At 46.4% G+C, this 24886-nt stretch carries 25 protein-coding genes; 9 read left to right on the top strand and 16 right to left on the bottom strand.

Features of this window, described 5'->3' with window-relative positions; all coding sequences use genetic code 11:
- The first annotated feature begins 391 nt into the window (after window positions 1-391).
- Complete coding sequence (locus GVO63_RS16575) at window positions 392-2170, top strand: C1 family peptidase (protein ID WP_159581352.1); 1779 nt, start codon at window positions 392-394, stop codon at window positions 2168-2170.
- 134 nt (window positions 2171-2304) lie between these two features.
- Here GVO63_RS16575 and GVO63_RS16570 read toward each other — a convergent pair whose 3' ends face one another.
- From GVO63_RS16570 to bioH, 3 genes are all read right to left on the bottom strand, one after another.
- The gene (locus tag GVO63_RS16570; RefSeq protein WP_159581350.1) at window positions 2305-3231 is read right to left on the bottom strand and encodes a putative metalloprotease CJM1_0395 family protein; all 927 of its coding nucleotides are present in this window, start codon (window positions 3229-3231) and stop codon (window positions 2305-2307) included.
- 14 nt (window positions 3232-3245) lie between these two features.
- Window positions 3246-3563: a hypothetical protein gene (locus GVO63_RS16565; protein WP_159581348.1), complete on the bottom strand. Its 318-nt coding sequence runs from the start codon at window positions 3561-3563 to the stop codon at window positions 3246-3248.
- A gap of 178 nt (window positions 3564-3741) precedes the next feature.
- A complete protein-coding gene (gene bioH / locus GVO63_RS16560; RefSeq protein WP_159581346.1) occupies window positions 3742-4551 on the bottom strand; it encodes a pimeloyl-ACP methyl ester esterase BioH in 810 nt (269 codons plus the stop codon).
- Between the two features lie 167 nt (window positions 4552-4718).
- On the opposite strand from bioH, the gene GVO63_RS16555 reads away from it, so the two are divergent.
- Entirely contained in the window at window positions 4719-5360 is a 642-nt protein-coding gene (locus GVO63_RS16555) for a ComF family protein (protein WP_236552185.1), read from the top strand.
- 69 nt (window positions 5361-5429) lie between these two features.
- Here the strand turns inward: GVO63_RS16555 and GVO63_RS16550 are convergent, their stop codons facing one another.
- The gene (locus GVO63_RS16550; RefSeq protein WP_159581342.1) at window positions 5430-8087 is read right to left on the bottom strand and encodes a M14 family zinc carboxypeptidase; all 2658 of its coding nucleotides are present in this window, start codon (window positions 8085-8087) and stop codon (window positions 5430-5432) included.
- Between the two features lie 161 nt (window positions 8088-8248).
- Between GVO63_RS16550 and nfuA the strand changes: the two genes are divergently transcribed.
- From nfuA to GVO63_RS16525, 5 genes are all read left to right on the top strand, one after another.
- Window positions 8249-8827: a Fe-S biogenesis protein NfuA gene (gene nfuA, locus GVO63_RS16545; RefSeq protein ID WP_159491729.1), complete on the top strand. Its 579-nt coding sequence runs from the start codon at window positions 8249-8251 to the stop codon at window positions 8825-8827.
- Window positions 8828-8872: 45 nt separating this feature from the next.
- Entirely contained in the window at window positions 8873-9103 is a 231-nt protein-coding gene (locus GVO63_RS16540; RefSeq protein ID WP_159491731.1) for a hypothetical protein, read from the top strand.
- A gap of 208 nt (window positions 9104-9311) precedes the next feature.
- A complete protein-coding gene (locus GVO63_RS16535; protein WP_159581340.1) occupies window positions 9312-10016 on the top strand; it encodes an aspartate/glutamate racemase family protein in 705 nt (234 codons plus the stop codon).
- Between the two features lie 84 nt (window positions 10017-10100).
- Window positions 10101-10484 (top strand): VOC family protein, encoded by a 384-nt coding sequence (locus GVO63_RS16530; protein ID WP_159581338.1) that lies wholly within the window; start codon window positions 10101-10103, stop codon window positions 10482-10484.
- A gap of 236 nt (window positions 10485-10720) precedes the next feature.
- Window positions 10721-11416, top strand: coding sequence for a trans-aconitate 2-methyltransferase (locus GVO63_RS16525; RefSeq protein WP_159581336.1), 696 nt, complete (start codon window positions 10721-10723; stop codon window positions 11414-11416).
- A gap of 89 nt (window positions 11417-11505) precedes the next feature.
- Here GVO63_RS16525 and GVO63_RS16520 read toward each other — a convergent pair whose 3' ends face one another.
- Window positions 11506-12852: an MATE family efflux transporter gene (locus tag GVO63_RS16520; protein ID WP_159581334.1), complete on the bottom strand. Its 1347-nt coding sequence runs from the start codon at window positions 12850-12852 to the stop codon at window positions 11506-11508.
- A gap of 101 nt (window positions 12853-12953) precedes the next feature.
- Between GVO63_RS16520 and GVO63_RS16515 the strand changes: the two genes are divergently transcribed.
- Window positions 12954-14168 (top strand): polysaccharide deacetylase family protein, encoded by a 1215-nt coding sequence (locus GVO63_RS16515; protein ID WP_159581332.1) that lies wholly within the window; start codon window positions 12954-12956, stop codon window positions 14166-14168.
- A gap of 111 nt (window positions 14169-14279) precedes the next feature.
- Here the strand turns inward: GVO63_RS16515 and GVO63_RS16510 are convergent, their stop codons facing one another.
- The 6 genes from GVO63_RS16510 to GVO63_RS16485 are packed head-to-tail and all read right to left on the bottom strand — an operon-like array spanning window position 14280 to window position 18891.
- The gene (locus tag GVO63_RS16510; protein WP_159491743.1) at window positions 14280-14867 is read right to left on the bottom strand and encodes an N-acetyltransferase; all 588 of its coding nucleotides are present in this window, start codon (window positions 14865-14867) and stop codon (window positions 14280-14282) included.
- Window position 14868: 1 nt separating this feature from the next.
- The gene (locus GVO63_RS16505; protein ID WP_159581330.1) at window positions 14869-15513 is read right to left on the bottom strand and encodes an SCO family protein; all 645 of its coding nucleotides are present in this window, start codon (window positions 15511-15513) and stop codon (window positions 14869-14871) included.
- Window positions 15510-16427 (bottom strand): heme o synthase, encoded by a 918-nt coding sequence (gene cyoE, locus GVO63_RS16500; RefSeq protein WP_159491747.1) that lies wholly within the window; start codon window positions 16425-16427, stop codon window positions 15510-15512. The genes GVO63_RS16505 and cyoE overlap by 4 nt, the downstream gene beginning before the upstream one ends.
- Window positions 16420-17649 (bottom strand): heme A synthase, encoded by a 1230-nt coding sequence (locus GVO63_RS16495; RefSeq protein ID WP_159581328.1) that lies wholly within the window; start codon window positions 17647-17649, stop codon window positions 16420-16422. Before GVO63_RS16495 ends, cyoE begins: the two co-directional genes overlap by 8 nt.
- A gap of 5 nt (window positions 17650-17654) precedes the next feature.
- Window positions 17655-18194 carry a hypothetical protein gene (locus tag GVO63_RS16490; RefSeq protein ID WP_159491751.1) on the bottom strand — a complete coding sequence of 180 codons (540 nt, stop codon included), beginning with the start codon at window positions 18192-18194 and terminating at the stop codon, window positions 17655-17657.
- Entirely contained in the window at window positions 18187-18891 is a 705-nt protein-coding gene (locus tag GVO63_RS16485; protein ID WP_159581326.1) for an SURF1 family protein, read from the bottom strand. The genes GVO63_RS16490 and GVO63_RS16485 overlap by 8 nt, the downstream gene beginning before the upstream one ends.
- A 45-nt stretch (window positions 18892-18936) precedes the next feature.
- On the opposite strand from GVO63_RS16485, the gene GVO63_RS16480 reads away from it, so the two are divergent.
- Window positions 18937-19146, top strand: coding sequence for a DUF2909 domain-containing protein (locus GVO63_RS16480; protein ID WP_159491885.1), 210 nt, complete (start codon window positions 18937-18939; stop codon window positions 19144-19146).
- 16 nt (window positions 19147-19162) lie between these two features.
- Here GVO63_RS16480 and GVO63_RS16475 read toward each other — a convergent pair whose 3' ends face one another.
- The 5 genes from GVO63_RS16475 to lexA form a co-directional block, all read right to left on the bottom strand.
- The gene (locus GVO63_RS16475; RefSeq protein WP_159491754.1) at window positions 19163-20056 is read right to left on the bottom strand and encodes a cytochrome c oxidase subunit 3; all 894 of its coding nucleotides are present in this window, start codon (window positions 20054-20056) and stop codon (window positions 19163-19165) included.
- Between the two features lie 23 nt (window positions 20057-20079).
- Entirely contained in the window at window positions 20080-20667 is a 588-nt protein-coding gene (locus GVO63_RS16470; RefSeq protein WP_159491756.1) for a cytochrome c oxidase assembly protein, read from the bottom strand.
- A 147-nt stretch (window positions 20668-20814) separates the two neighbouring features.
- Window positions 20815-22443 carry a cytochrome c oxidase subunit I gene (ctaD, locus tag GVO63_RS16465; RefSeq protein ID WP_201281922.1) on the bottom strand — a complete coding sequence of 543 codons (1629 nt, stop codon included), beginning with the start codon at window positions 22441-22443 and terminating at the stop codon, window positions 20815-20817.
- Between the two features lie 9 nt (window positions 22444-22452).
- Entirely contained in the window at window positions 22453-23616 is a 1164-nt protein-coding gene (gene coxB / locus GVO63_RS16460) for a cytochrome c oxidase subunit II (protein ID WP_159491758.1), read from the bottom strand.
- A 582-nt stretch (window positions 23617-24198) separates the two neighbouring features.
- Window positions 24199-24825: a transcriptional repressor LexA gene (gene lexA, locus GVO63_RS16455; RefSeq protein ID WP_159491760.1), complete on the bottom strand. Its 627-nt coding sequence runs from the start codon at window positions 24823-24825 to the stop codon at window positions 24199-24201.
- Window positions 24826-24886 lie beyond the last annotated feature (61 nt).

Raw genomic sequence — 24886 nt, 5'->3', positions numbered from 1 at the left:
TGTCATTAAGACAGCCTTTTTTTTGCACTTCCATTTCGCCGTCCGTTTTTGCTACATTAAGTTGTGCCACATTAATTCCAGTGCATACTAAACTTACATGCACTTGAAACGCTTGAACAAAGCGTACCAAAGTAAAGAAAACCGAAACAATCAAAAGGTATTTGGTCACACCGAAACTGAAGTTCGTATGTTGTTTACGTTTAGCGCGGCTACTGAGGTTTCAAAAGCCCAAACGTTTAGCGAAAGGCCATGTCGTTCCTTTTATCGCAACCTTCTTCAAGGCAGCACTTTCGGACGACAACAATGAGCTAAGGGCGACTGACCTTGGGTGTACGAGCGTTTAATTTACCTGTACAGCAAAGATCATCCACCCTAATCAAAGGATGATGTTATGAACTCACCAGTATCAAAAAGCATGCTGAATGTCAGCGCCGACTACCCTGATCTTCGGGACCGTTATTACCAACCCAACCTCACTCCGCTGAAGCCTTTTATCGACCCACCGGGTAACTTAGTCATATTAGATCAAGGTAAAGAAGGGGCCTGTACAGGTTTCGCGTTGGCCGCAACGATAAATTTCATTTACCGCCAGCAAGGACGAAAACATACCGTTAGCCCGTGGATGCTTTATGCGATGGCAAAACGTCACGATGAGTGGCTAGGCGAGGCCTACGAAGGCTCTAGCTGCCGCGGTGCGATTAAAGGTTGGTATAACAGCGGTGTATGTAGTCACTCACTCACTAAAGACATAAAAAGCAGCAATGAGTTTGAAATGACCCTTACCATTGCTGATAACGCAAGTAATCATAGGCTAGGAGCTTACTATCGTATTGAGCGGGAAATCAGCGATTTCCATGCCGCCCTAAACGAGGTGGGCGTTATCTTTGTGTCTGCCAGAATTCACGAAGGCTGGAAAGACATTGAAGGGGATGCCATTAACTTGAGACCTGAGCCCATGGGTGGACATGCGTTTGCAATTGTTGGTTACAATGACGAAGGCTTTTGGATCCAAAACTCATGGGGGACGGATTGGAAAAAATCAGGGCTTGCACTTTGGCGCTATGATGACTGGGCATTAAATGTCATGGATGCCTGGGTTGTACAACTCGCGCTACCTATTTCAGGTACAGGTACCTACCATCAAGCCACACGCTCCATTGCACAGGGGTTATTCTCTCGCTCCACGCCGAGAGTGAGCATTCAAGACCACTTCGTTCATTTCGACGATGGACATTTTGATATAAGAAGCAAATATTGGAGCAATAAGAATCACGTTGATGCCATTATCGAAAAGCTGTCTGAAAGTAATCATCGTCACGTGATGCTATATGCACACGGCGGCTTAAATAGCATTAAGGCGTCAGCTAAACGCATTGCCGCCATGAAAGACACATTCCTTAAAAACGATATATACCCCATTCACTTCATGTATGACACGGGCATGCTAGAAGAACTAAAGGATATCTTAGGCTTTAAAAATAAAGAAATCAGCAATAAAGTCGGCGCCTTTACCGATTATACTGACCGAATTCTGGAATGGGCGACGCGTAAAGTAGGCGGCGCGCTTTGGCGTGAAATGAAGTCGGATGCTTGTACGCCTTTTACCCGCACCACGTCTGATGGTTCGTACTTTTTAACTCAATTAGCCAAATATTTGAAAGATAATTCGACTATTCAGCTACATATCGTAGGCCACTCGGCTGGTTCTATTTTTCACGCGCACAGCCTTGCTCGTTTATTTAAGATTGATGAAAACATAATAGTTAAGAGTCTACAGTTGCTGGCCCCCGCCATGAGTTACTCTTTGTTTAACGACACTCTGTTACCGCTTATAGAAGATAAACATATAGCGTCGACTACGATTTACAACTTATCAGAAGCATTAGAAAAAGATGATCACGTTGCGCGGATTTATCAGAAGTCGCTACTTTATTTAGTGTCAAACGCCTTTGAGTCTAAGCCGGAGATGCCATTATTAGGTATGGCGATGTTTAACCAGTCGCATTCAAATGTGACGTTTAAATACAGCGAAGGGAAGGTGGGTAACGCTACCGCTGCTACGTCACATGGTGGCTTCGATAACGACGTAGATACTATGAATTCAGTGCTATTAGCGATTACAGGTAGCTCTTTGAAATACCCTTTTACCAAGGCAATTTTAGATTATTAGGGCAAAATAGCACTTGTGGGTAGTGAAAAAAGGATTGTCGTTACGCGATTGCCAGCGACTTGATAAAACGCATACAAAAAGCGTTTGGAATGAACGACAGTTAGCTTATGTTAACTGGGTCTGCATACACGGCTTTATGCCTGAAGCGATAGGCCTTGACGAGTTGGGGTATACGCTTGCATATAAGCATTTTGGATACGACCCTTTCGTGCCTCCATGAACTCAAATTCGTTAGCATCAAGGCGTTGCGTTGGAGGAGTATCACCAAGGGTAGATTGTTCGCCCATTGCCCGATCGGTGGACGCGCCCGATTGAGCCTGTGGCTGTGCGACAGATTCATCCCCTGCAACAAAGCCATCCGCTATACCGCTGTTGGCGCTACTTTTAGAAATATCCTCAGATTGGCCTTTAGCAATTTCACTTCGGGCCTCTGTGGCTTTCTGAGAGGCTTCAGCGGCGACTTTTAAATCTTGTGATGACGGCTCAGCTGGCGCAAGCGCCGCGGCGCGGACCTGCTCCATTTTTTTCAGCGTTTCTTCAGGCGTTTTCTCTTCCGAGACATCAATAGACACCTCACCGTCAGTGACGTAACGCTTGTTGTCTGGGCCTGTGGTGTATTCATATTGGGGCGCCCCAGCGTACTGACCACCTGTAGAGGCGTGCGCCTGCTCATGCACTCTCACTTCCTGGTCGCGCGCTTTTAACTGTTCTATTTCAGCGGCGTCTTGTTGCTCTTGCTGCTCTTTTTGCCTATCTTGCGCGTCCTGTTTGCCGGCGCTCTCATCTTGCGCATTGTCTTTCTCTTGCCCAAAAACATTTTGAAAAGCAGCTTGAAGGTCTGTTTGTATCTGAGGACGTTCGTACGTGACGGGTGCTGGTGGTTGACCTGGGCTTTTCGCCTTGTCGGCTTCAGACCCCAAGCCTTTCTGAGACGCACCCTGCTGTGAATCTGAAGCCTGAGGAATGGTTTCCCGCTGCACGTTATCTCTGCGCGCAGACTCGGTATTAATATTCGCCGTAGGATACGCAATGGCGTTGAGAATTGGCGTGACGATGTTCACTGATTCAGCTCCGCCTACGCCATTACATCAATGATAGTGCCGAGCATCTCATCGGCAACACCCAAGACTTTGGCAGAAGCTTGCGCATTTCGCTCGTTAACGTTAAGCGCAATTAAATCATCGGTAAGGCGTGTTGAAGAGGGTGTTGAATTCAGTGATGTAGCGTTTGTGGTGCTGTTAGCCTCGATGGGTTGGGCGGGCGCTACTGCATCTTCAGCGGTACGCTGAGCAATATTTGACGCTGCCTGCGAAATACCATCGCTTGCACTTTGTAAGCCATATTGGGCTGCTGCAAATGCAGAGCCGGCACCTAAACCGTCAATACTTGTCATACACTACCCTTAACCCCGTAAGGATAATTATTAACCAATTTCACAAAAATAGAAAGATGTGTGTAACGGCCCTGCATTAACTTCTTGTAAGCAGACGATTTTTAATAAGACGTGAAAGGATGACAAAAAGCTTCAAACCACCGACAAGTCAGACTTGAAGCTTGTTATGCTCGTTGAGTCAAGACGCCTTTTGCTGGTAAACGCCGGCGGCAAAACGAAACAGAATGTCGGCGGTTTGCTGCGGATGCGAAATAAATGGTGCATGTGATGCGTGAGGTAGAACAACGGTATCGGCTTGCGGATGCAACTCACAAATCCTATCTATACCACTGGTTGGTACTAAGCTGTCCAACCTGCCATACAACCGTAAAGTGGGTGTGGTTATCCGCCCTACGTCTTGACGCATATCTTCGCTAGACAATATGCGTAGACCTTTCTTCAGCGCTTCTTCAGCAGGGTCAGGAAACTGCGTGATCTGCTCTCTTATTGCTTTAATATCCTGCTTTGCCGTTTTACTGCCCATGGCTTGAATTGCCAAAAAACGTTCCAGCGTTTTCTGATAATTCTTTTCAAGCTGAGTTTCAAACATGGACAGTAGATCGGCTGCAATACCCGGCCAACAACGCCCTGCGATAAAACGCGGTGTTGAGGCAATCGTCACCAGTCCTGTGAGCTTTTCTGGCGCTAGGAGCGCCACCTTTTGTGCTATCAATCCGCCTAATGACCATCCCACCAATACACATTGGTCAGGTAATTCATTAACGATATATTGAGCCAGAGTGTCCACAGTATAAGGTGATGGAACGATCTGTGCGTTTTCCCCAAATCCGGGAAGATCGATGGTGGTAACACGAAAATTATCACTAAGGTACGGGATAAAGGATGCGAACGCTCCACTGTTCATACCCCATCCATGAAGAAATACAACATCTACGCCTGTACCGTGAGTACGGGTGACAAGCTCGCCGTTTGTATGCAAACTTTCCATTTACACCTCCTTAGGCAGTCTCGTGTTTCTGAGATAACACGAATTAATGAAAATAGGTCGACGTTCGACAATTCAAGGAAGTTGATGGAATCAACACTATGAACCTTTCATGCTTACTATGTTATCAGGCAAGTCCTACGCCAGTATGTCACTGGTGTGAAGATGACATGTTTTTTTTCGAACCTTCGTTACATGGAAGCAACTTACTTCAATTCGGCCCCGTGGCAGGCCACGTCAAGCACAGCCACTATGACGCACTGAGCGTACTAGGTCTTCACACCTGGCCCATGTCATCGCTGGTTCACCAGTTAAAGTTTACGCACTCCCTTACCGCAGGAAAAGTATTAAGTAACTGGTTTGTCCATAAAAAGCGACAGTGCACGTTATCAGTGCCCCACGTACTGCTTCCGGTGCCAATTAGTGCATGGCGTCTCGCAACGCGACACTATAATCAGGCCACGCTTTTGTGTGAAAGCATAAGTCGCGAGTTAGATATACCGATCAATCCGTCATGGGCCAAACGGAAAGGCTTAAGTGTGCAGCACCACCTCTCTAAAACCGCAAGGGCTGAAAACGCAAGCCGTGTATTTGCTCTGTCAGAGCAATGTCTCGATAACGAGATAAGGGCACAGAATAGAACAGACAAAAGGGATTTTACCGTTGCGATCGTCGATGATGTACTTACCACTGGTGTGACTGTTAATACACTGAGCAAAAGACTCAAACAGCGCTATCCAAAAATACGCATTCAGGTATGGGCAGCGGCGTTTACGCCACCGCCTAAAAGTAGCCTGCTTCAGAAAGGTTAATGCCTGAAAAGAAAGGGCGCTGGGAGGTATTTATCAGCGCGCGGCATTCAGCGCCCCCTTCAAATCACATTAACGAATAAAGTGAGACTGGTAAATCGCGTTGGCCAGCATTTTGTTTGTGCCGTACCAGTACCCTCTAAATTGCGTGTTGTCGGTAAAGCCAATGACAACACCACGCCCCATTTTTTGAGTGGTTACTGCGGTTGACTCCGCCATAAGGGCGACCATCGCTTTATCGCTAAACCCTGCCATTAGCGGCTCGTCAGTATAGCGTGCTGGCGTAACAAAGGGAGAATTGCTTGCCTCCACTATCATATTATTGGTTTTGAACATGGGCAGCGTGTCGTCGTCATACCCGTAAAAAAGCGGATGGGTATTATCAATGTTTGCTTCAAATACGGCGCCCGCCACCAATTTTCTGGCGTATAGTGTCGAACCGTCTTTGTAACTCAGCTCGCTTTCGTCAAACGCATTATCAATGCTCTCTCGGCTAACCAATTCCACGTCTAGCCATTTATGTTGCGCAAAGTAACGCAGCGCGGATTTTTGCCCCACGATCACGCCACCCGCTTTTACCCACTCTTCAATTTGCGCTCTTTCACTTTCTGTAAATCGAAAGCTTCCGCTAGGAAACAGAAGGTGAGTGTAGGTTACGCTTGCGTCTTTCAGCGCACTTAATAAATGTTGTTGCTCAACGATACTCGGCGCTAGCCCTACTTTTGTGTCGAAATAGTGCCACATTTCTCCCACTTCATATTCACTGGTACCTTCACCGCCAACAATTAATACTTGTGGCAAGGTAACAGGCGCCATGCTTCGGCTACCTAAATCATGTCCTGTTGGCGTTAATCCACTGCGTAAACTAAACACCGGCACCTTAAGTTGCTGTTGCGCGTCACGTAAAATGGCAGCCAAGTTTTCAGGCTGATCCAAGCCTTTTGGCACGACAATACTGCCAGACTGAAGCTCAACGTTTTTGCCATCATATTTAATGGCAGAAAACGCGTCTTCACTGCTACGTACTTTCACGCCGGCTTCAAGCAATGTTTGAAGCATGGCAGGTGCATAGTAATGTTGCCATGAAAACGCATAAGCATAAGCGTCTGGGTGAATGTCATTGAGCGCTGTTTGTGCGAGTTCGGTGTTATCACCCAGCGCAAGACGTCTCGCATCGCTCTTATCTAACGGCGCATAATCCAGATTGAAGGCCAAGGCTAAATTCCACGTCGAAACATCGTAAAACGTGTTGTTTTCAAAAGACGTTTGAGTAGAGAAAATTGACTTCACTAAACGGTATTGAGGTTGATTGGTCGGAATATAAATCGCGTTTCTTGCGCCAAAGCGTACCTCGCCAGCCTCAAAGTCTTTTGTTAATACATCGTATTGAATGTGATGTTGCTCAAGCAACGCAACGAATGCATTAAAGCGGGCGGTATCATTCGATGCACTCACCACAAATCCAGTCTGTGCGTCTTGTTTAGCCAAAGACTGTGTGCTTTTTACAAAACCTGATTGGTAATCAAGGATAGCGGCCTTGTTTGCCAATGCGCCTCTGAAGGTGCTCAGTGACGTGGTGACTTGATTCGCGATGGTGTCTTTGAAAGCAAGTTTGCCATTGATAGAGTCTTGAAGATGTCCACGTGAGCTCGCTTGTTCAAACAAAATACCTACGCTGCCATGCAAGTCTGGATAGGTCGACCCTTTTCCGGCGTAGAAGTCATCAAATGCCTCTTCGGTGAAATACAGCTCGCCTTGCTTGTCAAATGCAGCAGCGTGATATTGAGCAAGCGCTTCGGTGAGCGTCACGTTCTCGTCTGGCGTTAAGGGGTTTTTACGCGAACGAACGCCAGGCTGGAAGAAGTAAGTGCTGTCTGTCCCCATTTCATGGAAGTCAGTCAGAATATGGGGGCGCCACTTATGGAACTGCTTAATACGTGCCTGTGATTCCGGGTGTGCCAGTAGCAGCCAGTCGCGGTTCAAATCAAACCAGTAGTGATTTGTACGTCCTGACGGCCAGCCCTCGTCGTGTTCACGATGGCGACTGTCGGACACCAACTGCTTGCCCTTGTGCATATTTGCCCACTGAGCAAAGCGAGATAGTCCATCGGGGTTGAAAGACGGATCGAACAGCACAATATTATTGCTCAACAAGGCATCCATTTCTTCACCTTCAGCGGCCGCTAAATAGTAAGCCAACGCAAGGGAAGCATTGGTACCGGAAGGCTCGTTACCGTGAATACTGTAGCCCATGTAAAAAATCAGAGGAGCATCGCTACCGACTTTTTTGCCGCTTTCCATGGCATCAATATGTTGCTGCCTCATGGCTTCAAGATTATTTCGGTTTGAAGGTGCCGTAATCGTCATTAACAAAAGCGGGCGATTTTCGTGGGTACGACCGGTTTCCTCAATGGTGATCCGTTCAGACTTTTCGGCGAGCAACTTCATGTAATTAACGACTTGGTCGTGACGTACATGCCACTCGCCGAGGTTAGCGCCAAGGACGGACTCAGGCGTTGGGATAGCAGGGTTGTAAGCGACTGTGTCAGGTAAATAAGCGGCTACCGGCTGTCCGCCCACATCAGGTGTTATAGTAACGGCAGATGATAAGGCTGGCTGTGCCAATGTTTGCTGGCTGGTCGTCGCCCCAAAGCCGATTGTGCCAAGCGCCAACAATACTGTGAGTGATAATGGGTTCTTTCTGGCGGAGTTTTTAAGTTTCGCTAACATAGCGCTTCCCGTCTTGTTGTTATGGTTGAGAGTAATACCGAAGTACGTCGCTCTTAACAAATTCGATTCACTGGAATAATTTATTTAATTAATACCTGACTGTTTTACTCAGGTAAATTTGATACAATAATCCAAATTTTCAAAATATGTAGGACTTGCTGATGATAACTATATCAGAAGAAGCCCAGGCTCACTTCGTAAAACTGTTGAGTAAACAAGAGTCTGGCACGAATATTCGTGTATTCGTCGTAAACCCAGGCACCTCGTCAGCTGAGTGTGGCGTGTCCTATTGTCCGCCAGATGCTGTGGAAGAGACGGATACTCGCCTTCCGTTTAACGGTTTTGATGCCGTGGTAGACGAAGAAAGTGCGCCGTACCTCGATGAAGCGGAGATTGACTACGTTACCGACCAAATGGGTTCGCAATTAACGCTTAAGGCGCCTAATGCAAAAGCCCGTAAAGTGTCTGACGATGCCCCTTTGATTGAACGAATCAACTATATGATTGAATCGGAAATCAACCCTCAGCTAGCAAGCCACGGCGGCAACGTGGTTCTGACCGAGTTGACTGAAGATGGCTACGCAATACTTCAATTCGGCGGTGGTTGTAATGGCTGCTCGATGGTAGACGTTACGCTTAAAGAAGGTATTGAGAAACAAATGGTTGAACAGTTCGCTGGCGAGCTTAAGGGCGTACGCGACGCAACTGAACACCAAGCGGGTGAGCACTCTTATTACTAAGTGTATTATTGTACTGTTTAAAGTACATATCCCTACATCGATATCATGCTAACGCAAGACATTCATCAAAGCTGGCAACGATTTAAAATAGGCTTATCTATTTTCGTTGTCGGCATCTTGCTGCTATTTACCCTAAGCGAACGGCATATTGCGCTTCACTATCTGAGCCTTGTTGTTTTATTTATTGGCTTTGCTATTGCCATGTTGGGCTACTGGGGTATTTTCATTCAGCGTTTCTCGTTTTTAAAAAACAAAAAGCCCCCGCCCAAGCTTTAGATTCTTTACGCGCGATCTCATACTTTGCGCTTCGTCTCTCGTTTATATCCGACCATTCTCCCCTTTACTCTGTTGCCATTGCTCAATTGCTTATAACGCTGTTATCTCTCTAGCACTTTACTCCTCTTTATCACACCAGTAGTCACGATGACGTTTTATCGGTAGATTAAAGGTTGACCAATAACTCTCAAACATTAAGGGCGCTGAGTTGAATACGATAAAGAAGCTGGGTCTGCTCGGCGGAATGAGCTGGGAGTCAACGGTAAGCTATTATCAAGCGATAAACCGCGGCGTAAACGCAAGGCTTGGCGGCCTTCACAGCGCACCGCTACTCATAAGTAGCGTTGACTTTGCTCACATAGAGCAGCTTCAGCATAAAGGCGAATGGAATAAAACCGCCGACATCCTGATCCGCGAGGCAAAGCATTTAGAACACGCTGGAGCAAAAGCCATATTAATTTGTACCAATACCATGCACAAAGTGGCATCCAATATAGAGCAAAACATCACTGTTCCTCTTATTCATATCGCCGATGCTACGGGGCACGCGCTACAGCAAAATAAGGTCAGAAAAGTCGGGCTGCTGGGTACTCGCTTTACCATGGAGCAAGCCTTCTATTCTTCTCGTATTGAAGAGGGGTTTGGTATTGAAGTTGTCATTCCAAATGCGCAGCAAAGAGAGACGATTCATAAGATTATTTATGAACAATTATGCAAGGGCGTGATTTGTGTTGATTCACGTAACGCGTATATTGAAATTATCAACACGCTGGTGGCTGAAGGTGCACAGGGCATTATTTTGGGCTGCACAGAAATAGGGTTATTAATCCAACAAAATCATACTAACGTGACGTTGTACGATACTACCGCTATCCATGCTTCAGCAGCAGTAGACTTTGCGTTAGGCCCCTAACGGGTAAGAGAAGAGTGTTGAAAACGTAAATAAGCCATTTTTTATCAAAGGGGGTTGCCCCTACTACTTTCAAAGGACACAACTATGTTTAGTCACGTAATGTTAGGTGCAAACGACCTTGATGCGTCGAAGAAATTTTATGACGCCATTTTAGGTGTGCTTGGCCATGAGCCCGGCGTTTATGATGAATATGGCCGAGTTTTTTACTACACGTCTAAAGGCATTTTAGCACTCACAAAGCCCATTAATGGCGAGGCAGCAACACACGGTAATGGCACGACGCTAGGCCTTGCTGCACGCACACCAGAGATTGTAGATGAGTGGCATAAAGTAGGAAGCGAAAATGGAGGCGTGCCATGTGAAGATCCTCCAGGCATTCGCGGCAATGGCGAACGCCAGCTTTACCTTGCTTATCTGCGCGATCCAGCAGGTAACAAACTCTGCGCTACACATATAGTAAAAAAGTAACCGATATTAAGCCTGCTTAAATACCCTCACTCTTTTTGCAGGCTTATTGTTCTTAGCTATCTGGGCCGCAATAAAGTAAAAAGCAGAGGCGTTATACCAGTTCCCATAGATAATTACACTTTGGCTGTTTTGTATTAACACGGTTAACGCCTTCTCATCTCCTCTTTAAACCTATACTTTTTTGCTAGATGAATTAACCTTTAATCAGTAAAAAAAGTGTGGCTTACAGAGGACATATGACACCTGAAGAAACTGGCAAAGCCTACGACACTATTACTCACCTTTGGACTCGCCCCGAGTTTAATCAGAAAAACGGCGTAAACGCTTATAAAAAAGCACTGTCCTTTTTACCGGACATCCCGCGACAAAAAAGCAATGCAGTGGCTAGCGAAGCAATCAAAAAAGCCTATGCGTTAGACATAGGCTGCGGCTGTACCAATCGTTTCGTTTCTCTTATCGAAAGCGCAGGGTTAATTTACGAAGGCATTGATGTCTCTAAAGATATGCTCGCCATCGCGTCGTCCCAATTACCTTCCCATACTTTCTATTGGGCCGACGTGTGTACATTCACTTTACCTAGACGCTACTCGCTCATTAGCGCTTGGGACAGCCTTTGGCATATCCCCTTAACGCAGCAAGTTCCTTTGCTTATAAAGCTAGTGGAGCATTTAACTGACGAGGGCATACTGCTTTTTAGCTGCGGTGGCACAGAGGGACGCGGGCAGCATACGAATACAGTAATGGGCCCCAAAATCTACTATGCCTCGCTTGGGCTTCACAGATACTTACAAGTATTGATGGACGCGAATTGTTTTGTCCGTCACGTTGAATTCGATCAACATCCTGAACTGCACACCATTGTTATCGTGCAAAAAAGCGCTGTGCAAGAGCAAGCCGAACAAGCACACAATGGTAATAACGCCAGCGAATGATTAGACGTGAAATAGTTCACTTAGCGCTTACCCCTTTAAGAATGTCAGTGAAGAAACCTTGTGACACCTATGTGGTCAACCTCACAACACTAGCTTCTTGATGATGCTAGCTCGCCGCGTTTATCTAAACGGTAAAAGCTTAACGCCAATGTCACTCCGCGGGCGAGTAGAAAAGCAAGGAGTGCATACCACAGGCTAACATTACCCTGGTCTTGCATGAGATACCACACGGGAAAATACACGCCTAGCGCGCTTATTATCATGGTATTTCTCATTGCACTGGCTCTGGTGAGCCCGACAAATACGCCATCGTACAAAAAGCACCAGTGGGCAAGTAGAGGAAGTAATACCATTAAGCCCAGATAGGGCAGCGCAGCTTTTACTATGTCATTATGCTCGGTAAGTAGCGCAATAATACCCTCACCGGTTGAAAAAAAGATAAGGCTATAAATAAGGGCGAAAACACTCGACCAGGCTAGCCCTTGGTATGTCCGTCGTTTAACTTCGCTGCTATCAGACGCACCTTTCGCTTCCCCCACCAGCGCCTCAACACCATAGGCAATGCCATCAAGTCCCAGCGCAATTAGAACAAAGAACTGCATGAGTATGGCGTTAACCGCCGCCGCCGTCTCGCCGTAACGGGCACCTTGAATCGTGAGGAACGCTAGGCAGCTCTGCAGTGCTAAATTACGTAATAACATGTCACCGTTAAGCTTCATCAGCACCTTTCGCGCAGCGCGGTTAAACCATGCTGCACTGACCGATACGCCGCCAACCTGTTTAAAGGCTACGATTAGCGCCATTGTGGCCATGGTATATTCAGCAATAACACTGGCCAGCGCGACACCTGCTACAGACAGGTTCAGTCCAAAAACAAATACCACATCAAGTGCGGCATTCAATAGATTTCCCACTATTTGAATTGCCATAACGCTGCGCGTTTTTTGTTGTCCGACTAACCATCCAACCAATGCCAAGTTGAGCATGGCAGCTGGCGCCCCCCAAACTCGCACCGCAAAATAGCTTTGAAGGTGAAGAGCAACCTCATTATTGGGCTGAGTCAAGGTTAAGCCTAAAGAAAGAATAGGGGACTGAAGAGCAAGCACAACGCCACCCAATAACAGTGCTACTGCTACTGTTTGCCACAATACTTTTGCAGACTCTACCGTCTTATTGGGCGAGCCTTTCGCTTGTGCGCTCAAGCCCGTCGAAGACATGCGAAGGAAACCGCACACCCAGTAGATTTGCGTTAAAATAAGCGCGCCTATCGATGCCCCCGCAAGCATGGCAGGCAAAGACATGTGGCCCAAAACCGCGGTATCCACTAGCCCTAATAGAGGCGTGGTAATATTAGCCAAAATCATGGGCAACGCTAACGCCAGCAGGCGGGTATGGTCTTCAAAAAAAGCGCGTTGAGCTACTTTGGCACGGGACATAAATGATCTCAGTAGGGGTTAATTTCGCTATATACTATCAACCTATAAAACGGCATAGGTGAAGACGCACTTACTAGGGCGTGCTTATTGGAGAGTTTACCATGCTATTGAATTTGATCAGGCACTCAGTGGATGAAGATATGAAAACCAACCATGTAATTCAAAATAAAACGAAAAATCGCACGAATTTAAACGTCTTTTCTTCGATATTTGTAGGGGTTTTCACGTTATTACTCCTCCCTTCTAGCTTCGCTTTTGATATTGCTGCACAGTCTACTTCCGATACAAAGCGGCAGAGTGAGACAAGCGTAGAACCTAGTGTAATCACTGCACCAAACGCTGCTATTTTACTTTATCATCATGTGTCGTCTTCGACGCCAGCCAGTACCAGCATATCCCCTGAAACCTTTAAATCTCATATGGAGTACTTAGACGCACACCATACTGTAGTATCTTTACAAGACGTTGTTTCAGCCATACAGCACAACACAGCGCTGCCCGAAAAAGCAGTCGCTATTACGTTTGACGATGGCTACGCCAATATTTTAGAAAATGCACACCCAATACTGGCGAAGTTTGGTTTCCCTTATACCGTGTTCATCAACCCTGATGAAATTGGCGTGGGGCCGCAGCAATTAACATGGGAACAAGTGATGGCCATGCATAACGACGGCGTCGTTTTTGCCAACCATACTCTCGACCACCTGCATATGCTTAACGAAGAGCAAGTGATGGGAGAACACGCATGGCTGGAAAAAGTATGGCAAAACGTAGAAAGCGCTGAAAAGAAAATAGAAGATAAGCTAGATACCAGCCTTAAATATTTAGCGTATCCGTTCGGGGAGTACAATGCGGCGCTCGCTAACAAGCTCAGAACTGAAGGTTACATCGGGTTCGGTCAGCACTCTGGGGCTGTGGGCCCAAGTAGCGACATGCAGGCGCTTCCTCGCTTCCCAGCAGCAGGCCCTTACGCCAACCTGACAACACTGAAAACAAAGCTTAATAGCTTGGCGATGCCCGTTACATACAGTACCCATGATGACCCTCGAATGATGACACGCATGCTTTCATCGCCTGTACGTTTAACCGTAAAGAGTGACGATGTTCGCCTTAGCCAAGTCAATTGCTTTTTCGGAGGTAGCCCTATTGAAACAAGTATTGAAGGTAATGTGCTTTCATTTACCCTAAATGACACGTTGCCGGTGGGCCGTTCACGGGTGAACTGTACCGCACCATCCAATACGCAAACAGGTCGTTATTATTGGTACTCAACGCCTTTCTTTGTAGCAGATGAAAAGGGAAATTACCCAGACTAGGGCGCATTGAAAGTTTAAGCGTGGAAACATTTAGCTTTGGATTAAGGTAGGCGTGACGCTAAGCGCGAGCATTGAACCTCGACGTTCGCGCTTATATAAGAAAACGTTTACCTAAACAGGCCGAGCAAAACGTATGAAGCCTTTATTGATCGACTCTTCGGCAAATCCATGGCGTTGATAAAAACGAATAGCCGGCACGTTAGCCACTTCAACATCTAACACAAGCTTACGTTTCTTGAGTTTTTCCGCTCGCGCCTGCATGGCATCCACTAACATTGATCCTATACCAGTACGACGGGAGCTTTCTTCAACCGAAAGATGCCCGATCATGAGTTCAGTATTGGCAGGCGGTGTGAGGTTGATGGCCACCGTCTGATTACGCATGAGCACCGTCATGGCTTCGTCGAGGGTAAAATACGAAATAATACTATCGAGGGTTGCTCTATCAAACGCGGCACCTAATCGACTATGCCAGGCTGTCACTACCCCGAGTACTTCATCACCGGAGCACGCTACCCAATGGTTATTGAAGCCATATTGGCCGCCACCTAGTTCCCAAGCATGAGAAAGGTAGCCGTCTGCCGTTTTATTTCTATTATGTCCAAAAATAGACGTTAACAACGATTTCGCCGCATTCAATATTAGCGGTGTAGTTTGCGCAGCGTCAGATGCCACACCTTGTCTGATTTTTATTTCCATATTACTGCTTCGAGATTATTATCGGCATATCAGCCAATATTTGCTGGGAGTCACTTATCGATAGCTTTCCTGGCTCTCTTTTTGGTTTGAATCTTCCTATCACCCTAGCTTCAGGGTCGACAAGTACGACAGATGCACTGTGGTCAACTAAATAATTGGGATTGTCGGTACTTTCAGCAATGGCATACATCATTCCTAAATTACGTACGAATGGAAATAACGCCTTGTGCTCTCCGGTAACGGCAATGAACTCCTCATTAAAATAGCTCACATACTCTGAAAGTCTAGTTATCGAATCGCGGTTTGGATCGACAGATACAAACACAACCCGAATAGGTTCGACACGACTTAATGCTTTTAGTTCAGGATATATTCCGCTAAGTTCAGCCATGGTAGTTGGACAAATATCGGGGCAAAACGTATAGCCCACAAATAGCAGACTCCATTGCCCTTTGAGCGATGAGTTATCAAATACATCGCCTTCGTGCGACGTGAGTGTAAACGGTGATATTGCTCTTGGCTCAGGGTAGCGCTGAAAGTATTCAGGCTGACTTTCAACACTTGGGGGCGCGATATAAAGCGCCCCGACAATGCCCGCACACAGTGCCAAGAATGCGACTAGGCCAACGGTAGTTCGTTGATTCATAAACTCAGTGGTATGTAGTGGTCGACTAGTAATACTACAAACAATACCATGAGATGGATAATTGAAAACCTAAAAGTTTTCATTGCGGTTTGTGACTGAGCATCAAATTTTAACTTTAATGCATAATATAAAAATCCAATATTAAGCACACTCGAGCCAATCAAATATATAAGGTCGCTCATGCCAGTGAGATAGGGAAGTAAACACACAAGTCCGAGCAAGACCGTATACAGCAAAACAGATGTTTTTGTGAACGCAACCCCATGGGTTACAGGTAACATCGGCACTTTTGCTTTCGCATAGTCTTTTTCTCTATGAATAGCGAGCGCCCAAAAATGTGGCGGGGTCCAGGTAAAAATAATAAGCACCAGGAGTAGGGCGTGTGCATGTATTTCACCGGTTACTGCAGTCCAGCCTAAAAGCGGCGGTGCAGCGCCCGCTAGACCTCCAATGACAATGTTCTGAGGCGTAGCACGCTTTAAATACATTGTGTAAATAAACGCATAGCCTACGAGACTCGCTAAAGTTAACCACGCGGTCAGCATATTCACAAAAAACGCCAGCACTGCAAACCCAACCACACCTAAACCGCCGGCAAACCACAGCGCATTGTTTACACTGACTTTGCCTTTTGCAACCGGGCGATTAAAAGTACGCGCCATTACACTGTCTATTTTATGGTCAACCACGTGATTAATAACGGCTGCCGATGCCGACAGCATGCCGATACCCAGCAAGCCGCAGATGAGCACGCTTGCGTTTACCCATGTCGGCGTGGCTAAACACATCCCCACTAACGCGGTGAGTAACAACAGCATGACCACATTAGGCTTGGTCATTTCATAGTAATCACGCCATGTTACCGCATTGTGCTGACGCGAGGCGCGTGCATGTAAAGAGACTGACTTAGCCATGGAAACCTCCTGGAGCTTTGGGGAGAATGTGAGAAGACGCAGACCCGGTAAAAGGGTCATGTATAGGATCGTGTAAAGGCTTTTCGTAAGTTTTATAAGCACTTGCACTGTGCAGTGATTTATCACTGGTGATTGTAAAACCCCTTTGCTTTTCCGTATGGGTCACTGGGCCATTTTCTAGCGCCAGAAAAACCGTAAAAATAAGGTTGAGTAACGAAAGCAGCAGCACAGCCGCAACAGCATTATGGAGCACAGCAACGGCCAGTGGCAGCATGAAGACGATATTGCTAAGTCCCAGTGCTACTTGCGTGCACAATGCGAGCAGCATAAATGCCCCCACATATTTTTGTTTCTGTGAAACGTGACGACTTATCAATACGCTTACACCTAGTGCCAGCAAGTATAAAAACGTAACGACTGCGCCGAACCTATGGACAATATGCATGGTGACTCGCTCGCCATAATCGTGCGCACCAAATTCATAATTATCTGCATCAGGTACGCTAAATGCACCCGCTATATCAATTCTTTCCTGCCACCCACTTTCACATACCGGCATTTCCGTGCAAGCCAGCGCCGCATAATTCGCAGACGTCCATCCGCCCAGCGCAATTTGCGTGACAAGCACGCCTAGCCCTATGAAAGCGAAGCGTTTCAGATTTCGCTGAAATCCCATGCTTTGAGGTGAATCGCCTATGACTGAGTCATGCGTAGCGTGAGGAAAGGATGCGTCTCTATTTTCCGGAGCATCATCTGCGGTGTGTCGCAAACGAAGATAAAGAATAAACAGGCAAGAGAGCACAGAAAAGCCTCCCAACAAGTGCCCCATGACGACAACCGGTAGCAGGTTAAGCGTCACGGTCCACATTCCAAGAGCAGCCTGAAAGATGATAAGCCCCAAAAGCAATAAAGGGAGTTTAACGGGCGTACCTTTATGGCGCTGTCTCACTGCAATAATGGCGATCGCTAGCACACACAGCCCTAGTGTTCCCGCAAAATAGCGGTGAATCATTTCATTCCACGCTTTAAATGCCTCTACCGGACGCTCAGGATACGCAGCATTGGCTTGTGCCACCTTTTCCTCGCTTAACGGCACAGTTAAATTTCCGTAACATCCTGGCCAATCCGGGCACCCGAGCCCTGCATCAGTTAGGCGCGTGTACGCCCCTAAAATAATAACAACCGCCGCTAAGAAAAGACTAAATAGAGTTAATTTTTTCATGACTGTTATCCTATGCGTGATAGCTTTAGAAGCTTTCTCATATCGGCCAGCATATTTCGGCTTTCCATCACAGCGTCTTTTCTATCATCCTTAATTTCATAAAAGAGCATGGCGTTATTTTGGGTATCAACAATGTAAACACTGCTAGAAGCGAGTGAGGTGGGTGACATAACTGTTAAGGTTTCTACAAATGGGTAGTCTGCGAGTGCGGCTATCGCGCTTTGGTCGCTTGAGGACGTAGTGACTACCAATGCTTCAGCCCGATCAGATTCTTTACCCAACGCTAGCCAAACTTGGTTAATACTAAAAAGTGCGTTCTCACATACCGAGTCGCATTTATCAGGCATGACATAAAGTAAGCGCCACTTTGGTTCGACGTCCCCCAAAAGGGCACTCATGTCGATTGTCGGAGCGAGCAGCTGACCTTTATTGGTAGCCCCTTTCGTAAACCAGTCGTTATCAAGTGCAAGCTTTGCCAATACAACCGGCAAAACAAACACCGCTACCATAATGATTAATGTTTTTTTCGAAGCAGCATTACTCATAACTACGTCCTTTTTTACTAATTGCAAAGCCACCAATGGCCGCGGCGGCAATGGCTAAGCCAAACCATTGAACGGCATAGCCAAGGTGCTTTTCAGGAGACATTACAACAGCCTGATGCTCGCGAATAAACGCGGGATCAGGCGTGGTAAGGTGAAGAATGAAGGGTAAAAACTTGCGCTCTAAGGCATTGCTTAGTGCTGGAAATTCGATGTGCTGTATCAGCGCTGGGCTCTGAGACAACGTCATGTTGGTTTCTTTAACCAAAGGGTTAATACCCGGCACGTTGATAACGCCAGTGAACTCGCGCATTTCGCTTGTAAAAGTGATCTCCGGTAAGGTGCGCGCTAAGTCTGGTGCAGGTATCCAGCCAAAGTTGACTAATAACCATCCGGCATTGGTAAAAACGGGAGCTATCACGTCGAAACCTACCCGTTGATTGTGAATCTGGTTATCTAAAAGCAGAACATGATTCCCATCTAATGCCCCATTGAATGAAACAGTAATGTCCTGAGGATCATCAACAGACAGAGCCTCTTCCAAACTCAAGGTTCCATTGCGCTCCTTTTGCGCTATGCTAGCTAGACGTTGTTGCTTTTGGACCATGCGATCAAGTTGCCAAAACCCTAAACCGCACATAATCGCCACACTGACACCCGTGAGTAACCAAGGAATAACGAGACGAGTGCGAGACGACATGACTATCTCGCTCCGGGCAAAACTAAAATAAAAACAGAGGTGAGTATGTTGATAAAAATAGTCCTTGTTGCTTTGGTTCTATACATGATTGTGAATTTGTTCATGGCAATGCGCATCATGATGAAAAACGACACGTCAAAGGGACCTATGAGTAAATATATTGGTCGACGTGTGCTCACTTCCGCCATCATCGTTGTTATTATTCTAATCGCTATTGGTACGGGCCTAATTACCCCAAACCCTAGGCCCTATTGAGTTTGGGGTTCTGCGTTTAAAGCACGTATACAAAGAGGTAGAGCATTACCCACACGACATCAACAAAGTGCCAGTACCAGCTACCTGCTTGGAACGCGAAGTGGTTGTCGGGTGTAAAATGACCTTTTAGCACCCTGAAAAACAAAACAATAAGAATAATGGTGCCAAGGGTCACATGCATGCCGTGAAACCCTGTGAGCATAAAGAAGGTATTGCCGTAAATGCCAGACTGAAGAGTTAGGCCTAAGTCGCGATAGGCGTGGATATACTCTTGAACCTGAAGAACCAAAAAGACACACCCAAGTAAAATAGTCACACCAAGCATTGCCGTGAGTTGCTTGCGTTTATTTTGCTCTAAACCCACGTGAGCAAAATGCAGGGTGATAGAAGAAATAAGTAAAATCACCGTATTTATCGTCGGTAGCCCTGCCGCACTCATTTCTTGTGTGGTTATGCCTCCAGGCGTACTTACAAGCGGCCACATAGCTTCAAAGGCCGGCCACAATACCTCGTTAGTCATGGCATTGTTCGATGCGCCGCCAAGCCATGGAACAGAGATAAATCTGGCGTAATATAAAGCGCCAAAGAACGCGGCAAAAAACATGACTTCAGAGAAAATAAACCAGCTCATTCCCTGACGATATGAACGCCCTAATTGATCGCTATAAAGTCCTGCCATTGACTCGTCAATTTGGTTTTTAAACCACCCAACCAACATGACTAATAAAACCGTGAAACCCGCAAGAAGGATATGACCTCCATATCCAGCCTCGCCTTTCGTTGCCTCAACCACAAAATTGCCTGCGCCTACGGCGATTAAAAACAGTGCGACGGCGCCTACAATAGGCCATGGACTTTGTGCGGGTACATAATATTTTTGGTATTCGTGATTCTGTACTTCGGTTTGCATTTTTATCTCCTTACCCCTTCGGTCTATTCGCCAGTTGATGGTGTCGAGGCCATAAAGGGATTCGGTGTTGTCGTTAGGTCACTGGCTCGCGCCGTGACGTCATAGAGTGTGTACTGCAAGGTAAAAAATGTAATTTCTTCAGGTAGCTGGGGGTCTACGTAGAACTGCATAGGCATATAGGCTTCGCTACCTGCGTCTAAAGGCTGCTGATTGAAGCAAAAGCATTCCGTTTTGTTCAAATAAAGGGCTGCCATACCGGGCGATACCGAGGGAATAGCCTGCGCAACTATGTTGCTTGATGCTGGGTTTCTCACATAAAAAGACACCGTATTTAATTCACCAGGGTGCACTTTTACGCGCTTGGTTTCAGCTCGAAACTCCCAAGGCATGCCTGAATTTGTGCGGGTTATAAACTCGACAGTCACTTCTCGCGATTCATCAATCTCAACGGATTGATAAACCGCAGCCGTGCCCTCAGTTTTGCCGTTGATCCCTGTTACGTCACAAAATACGTCATATAGGGGAACAAGGGCGAAACCGAAGCCAAACATGCCAATAACAATGGCAACAAGTTTGATAACCATCTTGTTGTTTGCACTTTGCTGTGACATCACGCGACCTCCAGGTAAATCAAAAGGTAAGGGTTAGTAAGCGCTCATAGCAACTTATCTACCCCACCATTTGTAATGTGTGAATGCCATTCCAATCCCTGTCAATCTGCGGTTAAAGGAACAATCTATTCACAGCTCAACCTATCGTTATTTAACAACGGGCGGTGTTTCAAACGTATGGTAGGGAGCAGGTGATGGAATTTCCCATTCCAAACCTTCTGCACCATCCCAAACCTGTGCTGATACCGCTTCACCCTGCTTCTTGCACGCTTTGATAAGTAGAGCAAGGAAGATGAGCTGAGATAATCCAAAAGCAAAACCACCCACACTTATCCACTTATTAAAATCAGCAAACTGCAATGCGTAGTCGGGGATGCGGCGCGGCATGCCCGCCAAACCAACAAAGTGCATAGGGAAGAACAACACATTTACCGACACGAGTGAGCACCAGAAATGCCATTTCGCCAAGGTTGTGTCGTACATTTTACCCGTCCATTTTGGCAACCAATAATACACCGCTGCCATAATAGAGAAGACCGCTCCAGTCACCAGAACATAGTGGAAATGGGCCACAACAAAGTAAGTATCGTGGTACTGGAAGTCCACAGGCGTAATCGCTAGCATCAGACCAGAGAGTCCGCCAATGGTGAACAGTACGATAAAGGCAATAGCGAACATCATTGGCATTTCAAAGCTCAGTGAGCCTCGCCACATAGTCGCTACCCAGTTAAACACCTTAACTCCGGTTGGCACTGAGATAAGCATCGTGGCAAACATAAAGAACATTTCCATGTACACCGGCATGCCCGTTGTAAACATATGGTGAGCCCATACTACGAAAGACAGCAGCGCGATCGACGCAGTGGCGTACACCATAGAGGCATAACCAAACAGCTGCTTTCTAGAGAAAGTAGGAACAATCTGCGAGATAATGCCAAACGCGGGCAAGATCATAATGTAGACTTCAGGGTGACCAAAGAACCAGAAAATGTGCTGGAACATGACAGGGTCGCCGCCGCCAGCAGCATCAAAGAAGCTCGTACCAAAGAACTTGTCAGTTAGCACCATGGTCACCGCACCGGCAAGTACGGGCATTACCGCAATAAGCAAGAACGCTGTAATAAGCCACGTCCAAACAAACAACGGCATTTTCATCCATGTCATGCCTGGGGCACGCATGTTAAAGATAGTCACTATTACGTTAATCGCGCCCATGATGGATGAAATACCCATGATGTGAACGGAAAACACGAACAGCGCCGTTGAATCGCCGCTATAGGTGGTAGAAAGAGGTGCGTAGAAAGTCCAACCGAAAGCAGGGCCGCCGCCTTCCATAAAGAGTGAACTTAGCAGTATTAAAAAGGCCCCAGGTAAAATCCAAAAACTCCAGTTGTTCATGCGAGGCAACGCCATATCTGGCGCACCTATCATCATTGGAATTAGCCAGTTTGCGAGCCCTGTAAAGGCTGGCATTACGGCACCAAACACCATAATAAGCCCATGTACAGTGGTCATTTGATTGAAAAAATTCGGCTCTACAATTTGCAGGCCTGGCTGGAATAATTCAGCGCGGATCACCATGGCCATCGCGCCACCGACTAAAAACATAATAAAGGCAAACCAAAGATAAAGTGTGCCTATGTCTTTGTGGTTAGTGGTGAACAGCCAGCGCGTGATCCCCTTTGGAATATGGTCGTGGTGCTCATGTTCGTGGTGCGCGTGCTCATCGTGAGGCGCAGTGGTATCTGGCGAAATAACTTCAGTTGCTTTGCTCATTGTCTGCTCCTAATTCCCGTTTGCCACTGCGTTGACGTCTTTGGCCTGAACCATATCGCCAGTGTTGTTGCCCCACGCATTGCGCTCGTAAGTCACTACTGCAGCAATTTCTTTAAGGCTTAGCATTTTGCCAAATGCCTGCATAGCCGTACCTGATTTACCGTGAAGCACGATATCAATATGACCTTGTTGATCTTCGAGTGCCATTTTGCTCCCTTTCAATGCTGGGAATACGCCGGGTAACCCCTCACCGTTTGGCATATGGCACGCTGCACAGGTTGCGTTGTAAACACGCTCACCTTCTTTCATTAATTCGTCCATAGACATATTCATCGACAGCAACCGCTGCTCTTCTTCTTTGGCCTTACGAACTCTTTCTTCTTGTTCGCCCATCCATTTGTCAAACTCTGCAGGCTCTTTCGCAATGACGACTACGGGCATATAGCCATGGTCTTTTCCACAAAGCTCTGCGCATTGACCGCGATAAATACCCGGCTCGTTAACCTTGGCCCAAGATTCATTAATAAATCCCGGATTCGCATCTTTTTTCACTGCAAAGTCTGGTACCCACCAAGAATGGATAACGTCATCAGAGGTAATGAGAAAGCGTACTTTTTTCCCCGTTGGAATGACTAACGGACGGTCAACTTCTAGCAAATAGTTGTCTGTTTTTTGGAATTTGTTTTCTATTTGCTCTCGCTGTGTAGCGAGAAGAGAATAGAACTCTACATCGCTGTCCATGTATTTGTAGTGCCATTTCCATTGCGAACCAGTAACAACTACCGTCATATCAGGCTCTGATGTATCTTCCATGGCGATAAGGGTGTTCGCTGCAGGCACAGCCATAAAAATAAGGATAAGGAAAGGGATAACAGTCCACGCTATTTCCACCTTCACATTTTCGTGGAAGTGAGCAGGCTTGGCGCCACGAGACTTCCTATGCAAATACATTGAGGCGAACATCACGCCAAACACTACAACCGCGATGCCAACACAAATAAAGAACATCAGCATATGCAGATCGTAGACCTGTCCGCTGATGTCGGTGGCACCGCGTCTCAAGTTAAGCGAAGAGGCTTCTTCACTGGCTTCTTGCGCGAGAAGCAAAGGAGAAAGAAGCAAAAATGGTATGGTAGAACACCATTTTGCAAAAACGGTCGTTAGTTGTTTCACTCAGCACCTCCGGAATGGCGAGGCCAAAGACGCAGGTTAGACTGCGCTATGCCCTACCAAATGGTTCGCGAACGATTGGCTCATAACCGCAACTTGTAAAACAAATTTAGAGCCATTGTTATTATTTTGTTAATCTCTGTATAAGAATTGCGCAATAATGTCGTGCCGTCTAGTCTTTTCTATTAAAAATTTAACGAAGTGGTTAATTTTTAATCATTTAGTATGGCAGTCTTGCGTTACACGATCAGTGAAAGCGGTGTTAAATAGGGATGTAAGGTAAGTAAAATTAAACGCGCATTTGGAACACGACCTAGAACGACATGTGTTTTGATTTGGTTATAAAATCAACAGGTAACAACTTGCCGCAATGTATTTTTAAACAAAATATCAAATAATGAGTGCAGATTTGGCGGCTCATTCATCAGCTAAATAGTGTTGTTTTTTTAGTCGACATTTTTTGTATGTCATAGAACTGAGAGACGTACTACTGAAGTCTAACTTAATAAATCTGGCAATAATGAAGCAACAAAAGACATAAAAAAAGCGGCTAATGCGCCGCTTTTCATTGAACATGCTAAAACCTTACATCCAGTCTGCGTTTCTGATAACGCCTACTGCAATACCTTCAATAGCGAAAGGCTCGTTTGCCAAGTCAACACGTATAGGAGCAAACTCTTCATTTTCAGCATGGAGTAGTACTTCACGACCACGCTTTTCCAAACGCTTTACTGTCACATCTTCGTCTACACGCGCCACCACTACCTGACCATTGTGTACGTCTGTAGTGCGATGCACGGCAAGAAGATCTCCATCCAATATTCCGATGTCTTTCATACTCATGCCGTTGACACGCAGTAGAAAATCCGCGCGAGGTTGAAATAAGGCAGGGTCGACTTTGTAGTGTGATTCTACGTGCTCTTGCGCCAAGATGGGCTCTCCGGCCGCAACACGCCCAATTAAAGGAAGACCTTCTTCTTCTTGCACCTCGTCATCAAGGGGGATGTTGAGCTTAATGCCTCGTGACGTACCGGGCAAAATTTCAATCACTCCCTTACGCGCCAGTGCTTTCAAGTGTTCCTCTGCAGCATTAGCAGAACGGAAGCCAAGTTGACGAGCAATTTCCGCACGCGTAGGCGGCATTCCCGTTTCTTGCATGGTTGTCTTGATAAGTTCTAAAACTTCAGTTTGTCGTGCTGTGAGTGGGCGCATAAAAGACCTGTCTGTTCATACAGTTCCTGTAAGTATATACACCTAAAAACAAATAACAAGC

It is taken from the genome of Alteromonas sp. KUL106 (assembly GCF_009811415.1).
GTDB lineage: Bacteria > Pseudomonadota > Gammaproteobacteria > Enterobacterales > Alteromonadaceae > Alteromonas.
Note: the sequence above shows the minus strand (reverse complement) of the source record. Positions and strands in the feature narration are given on the sequence as shown.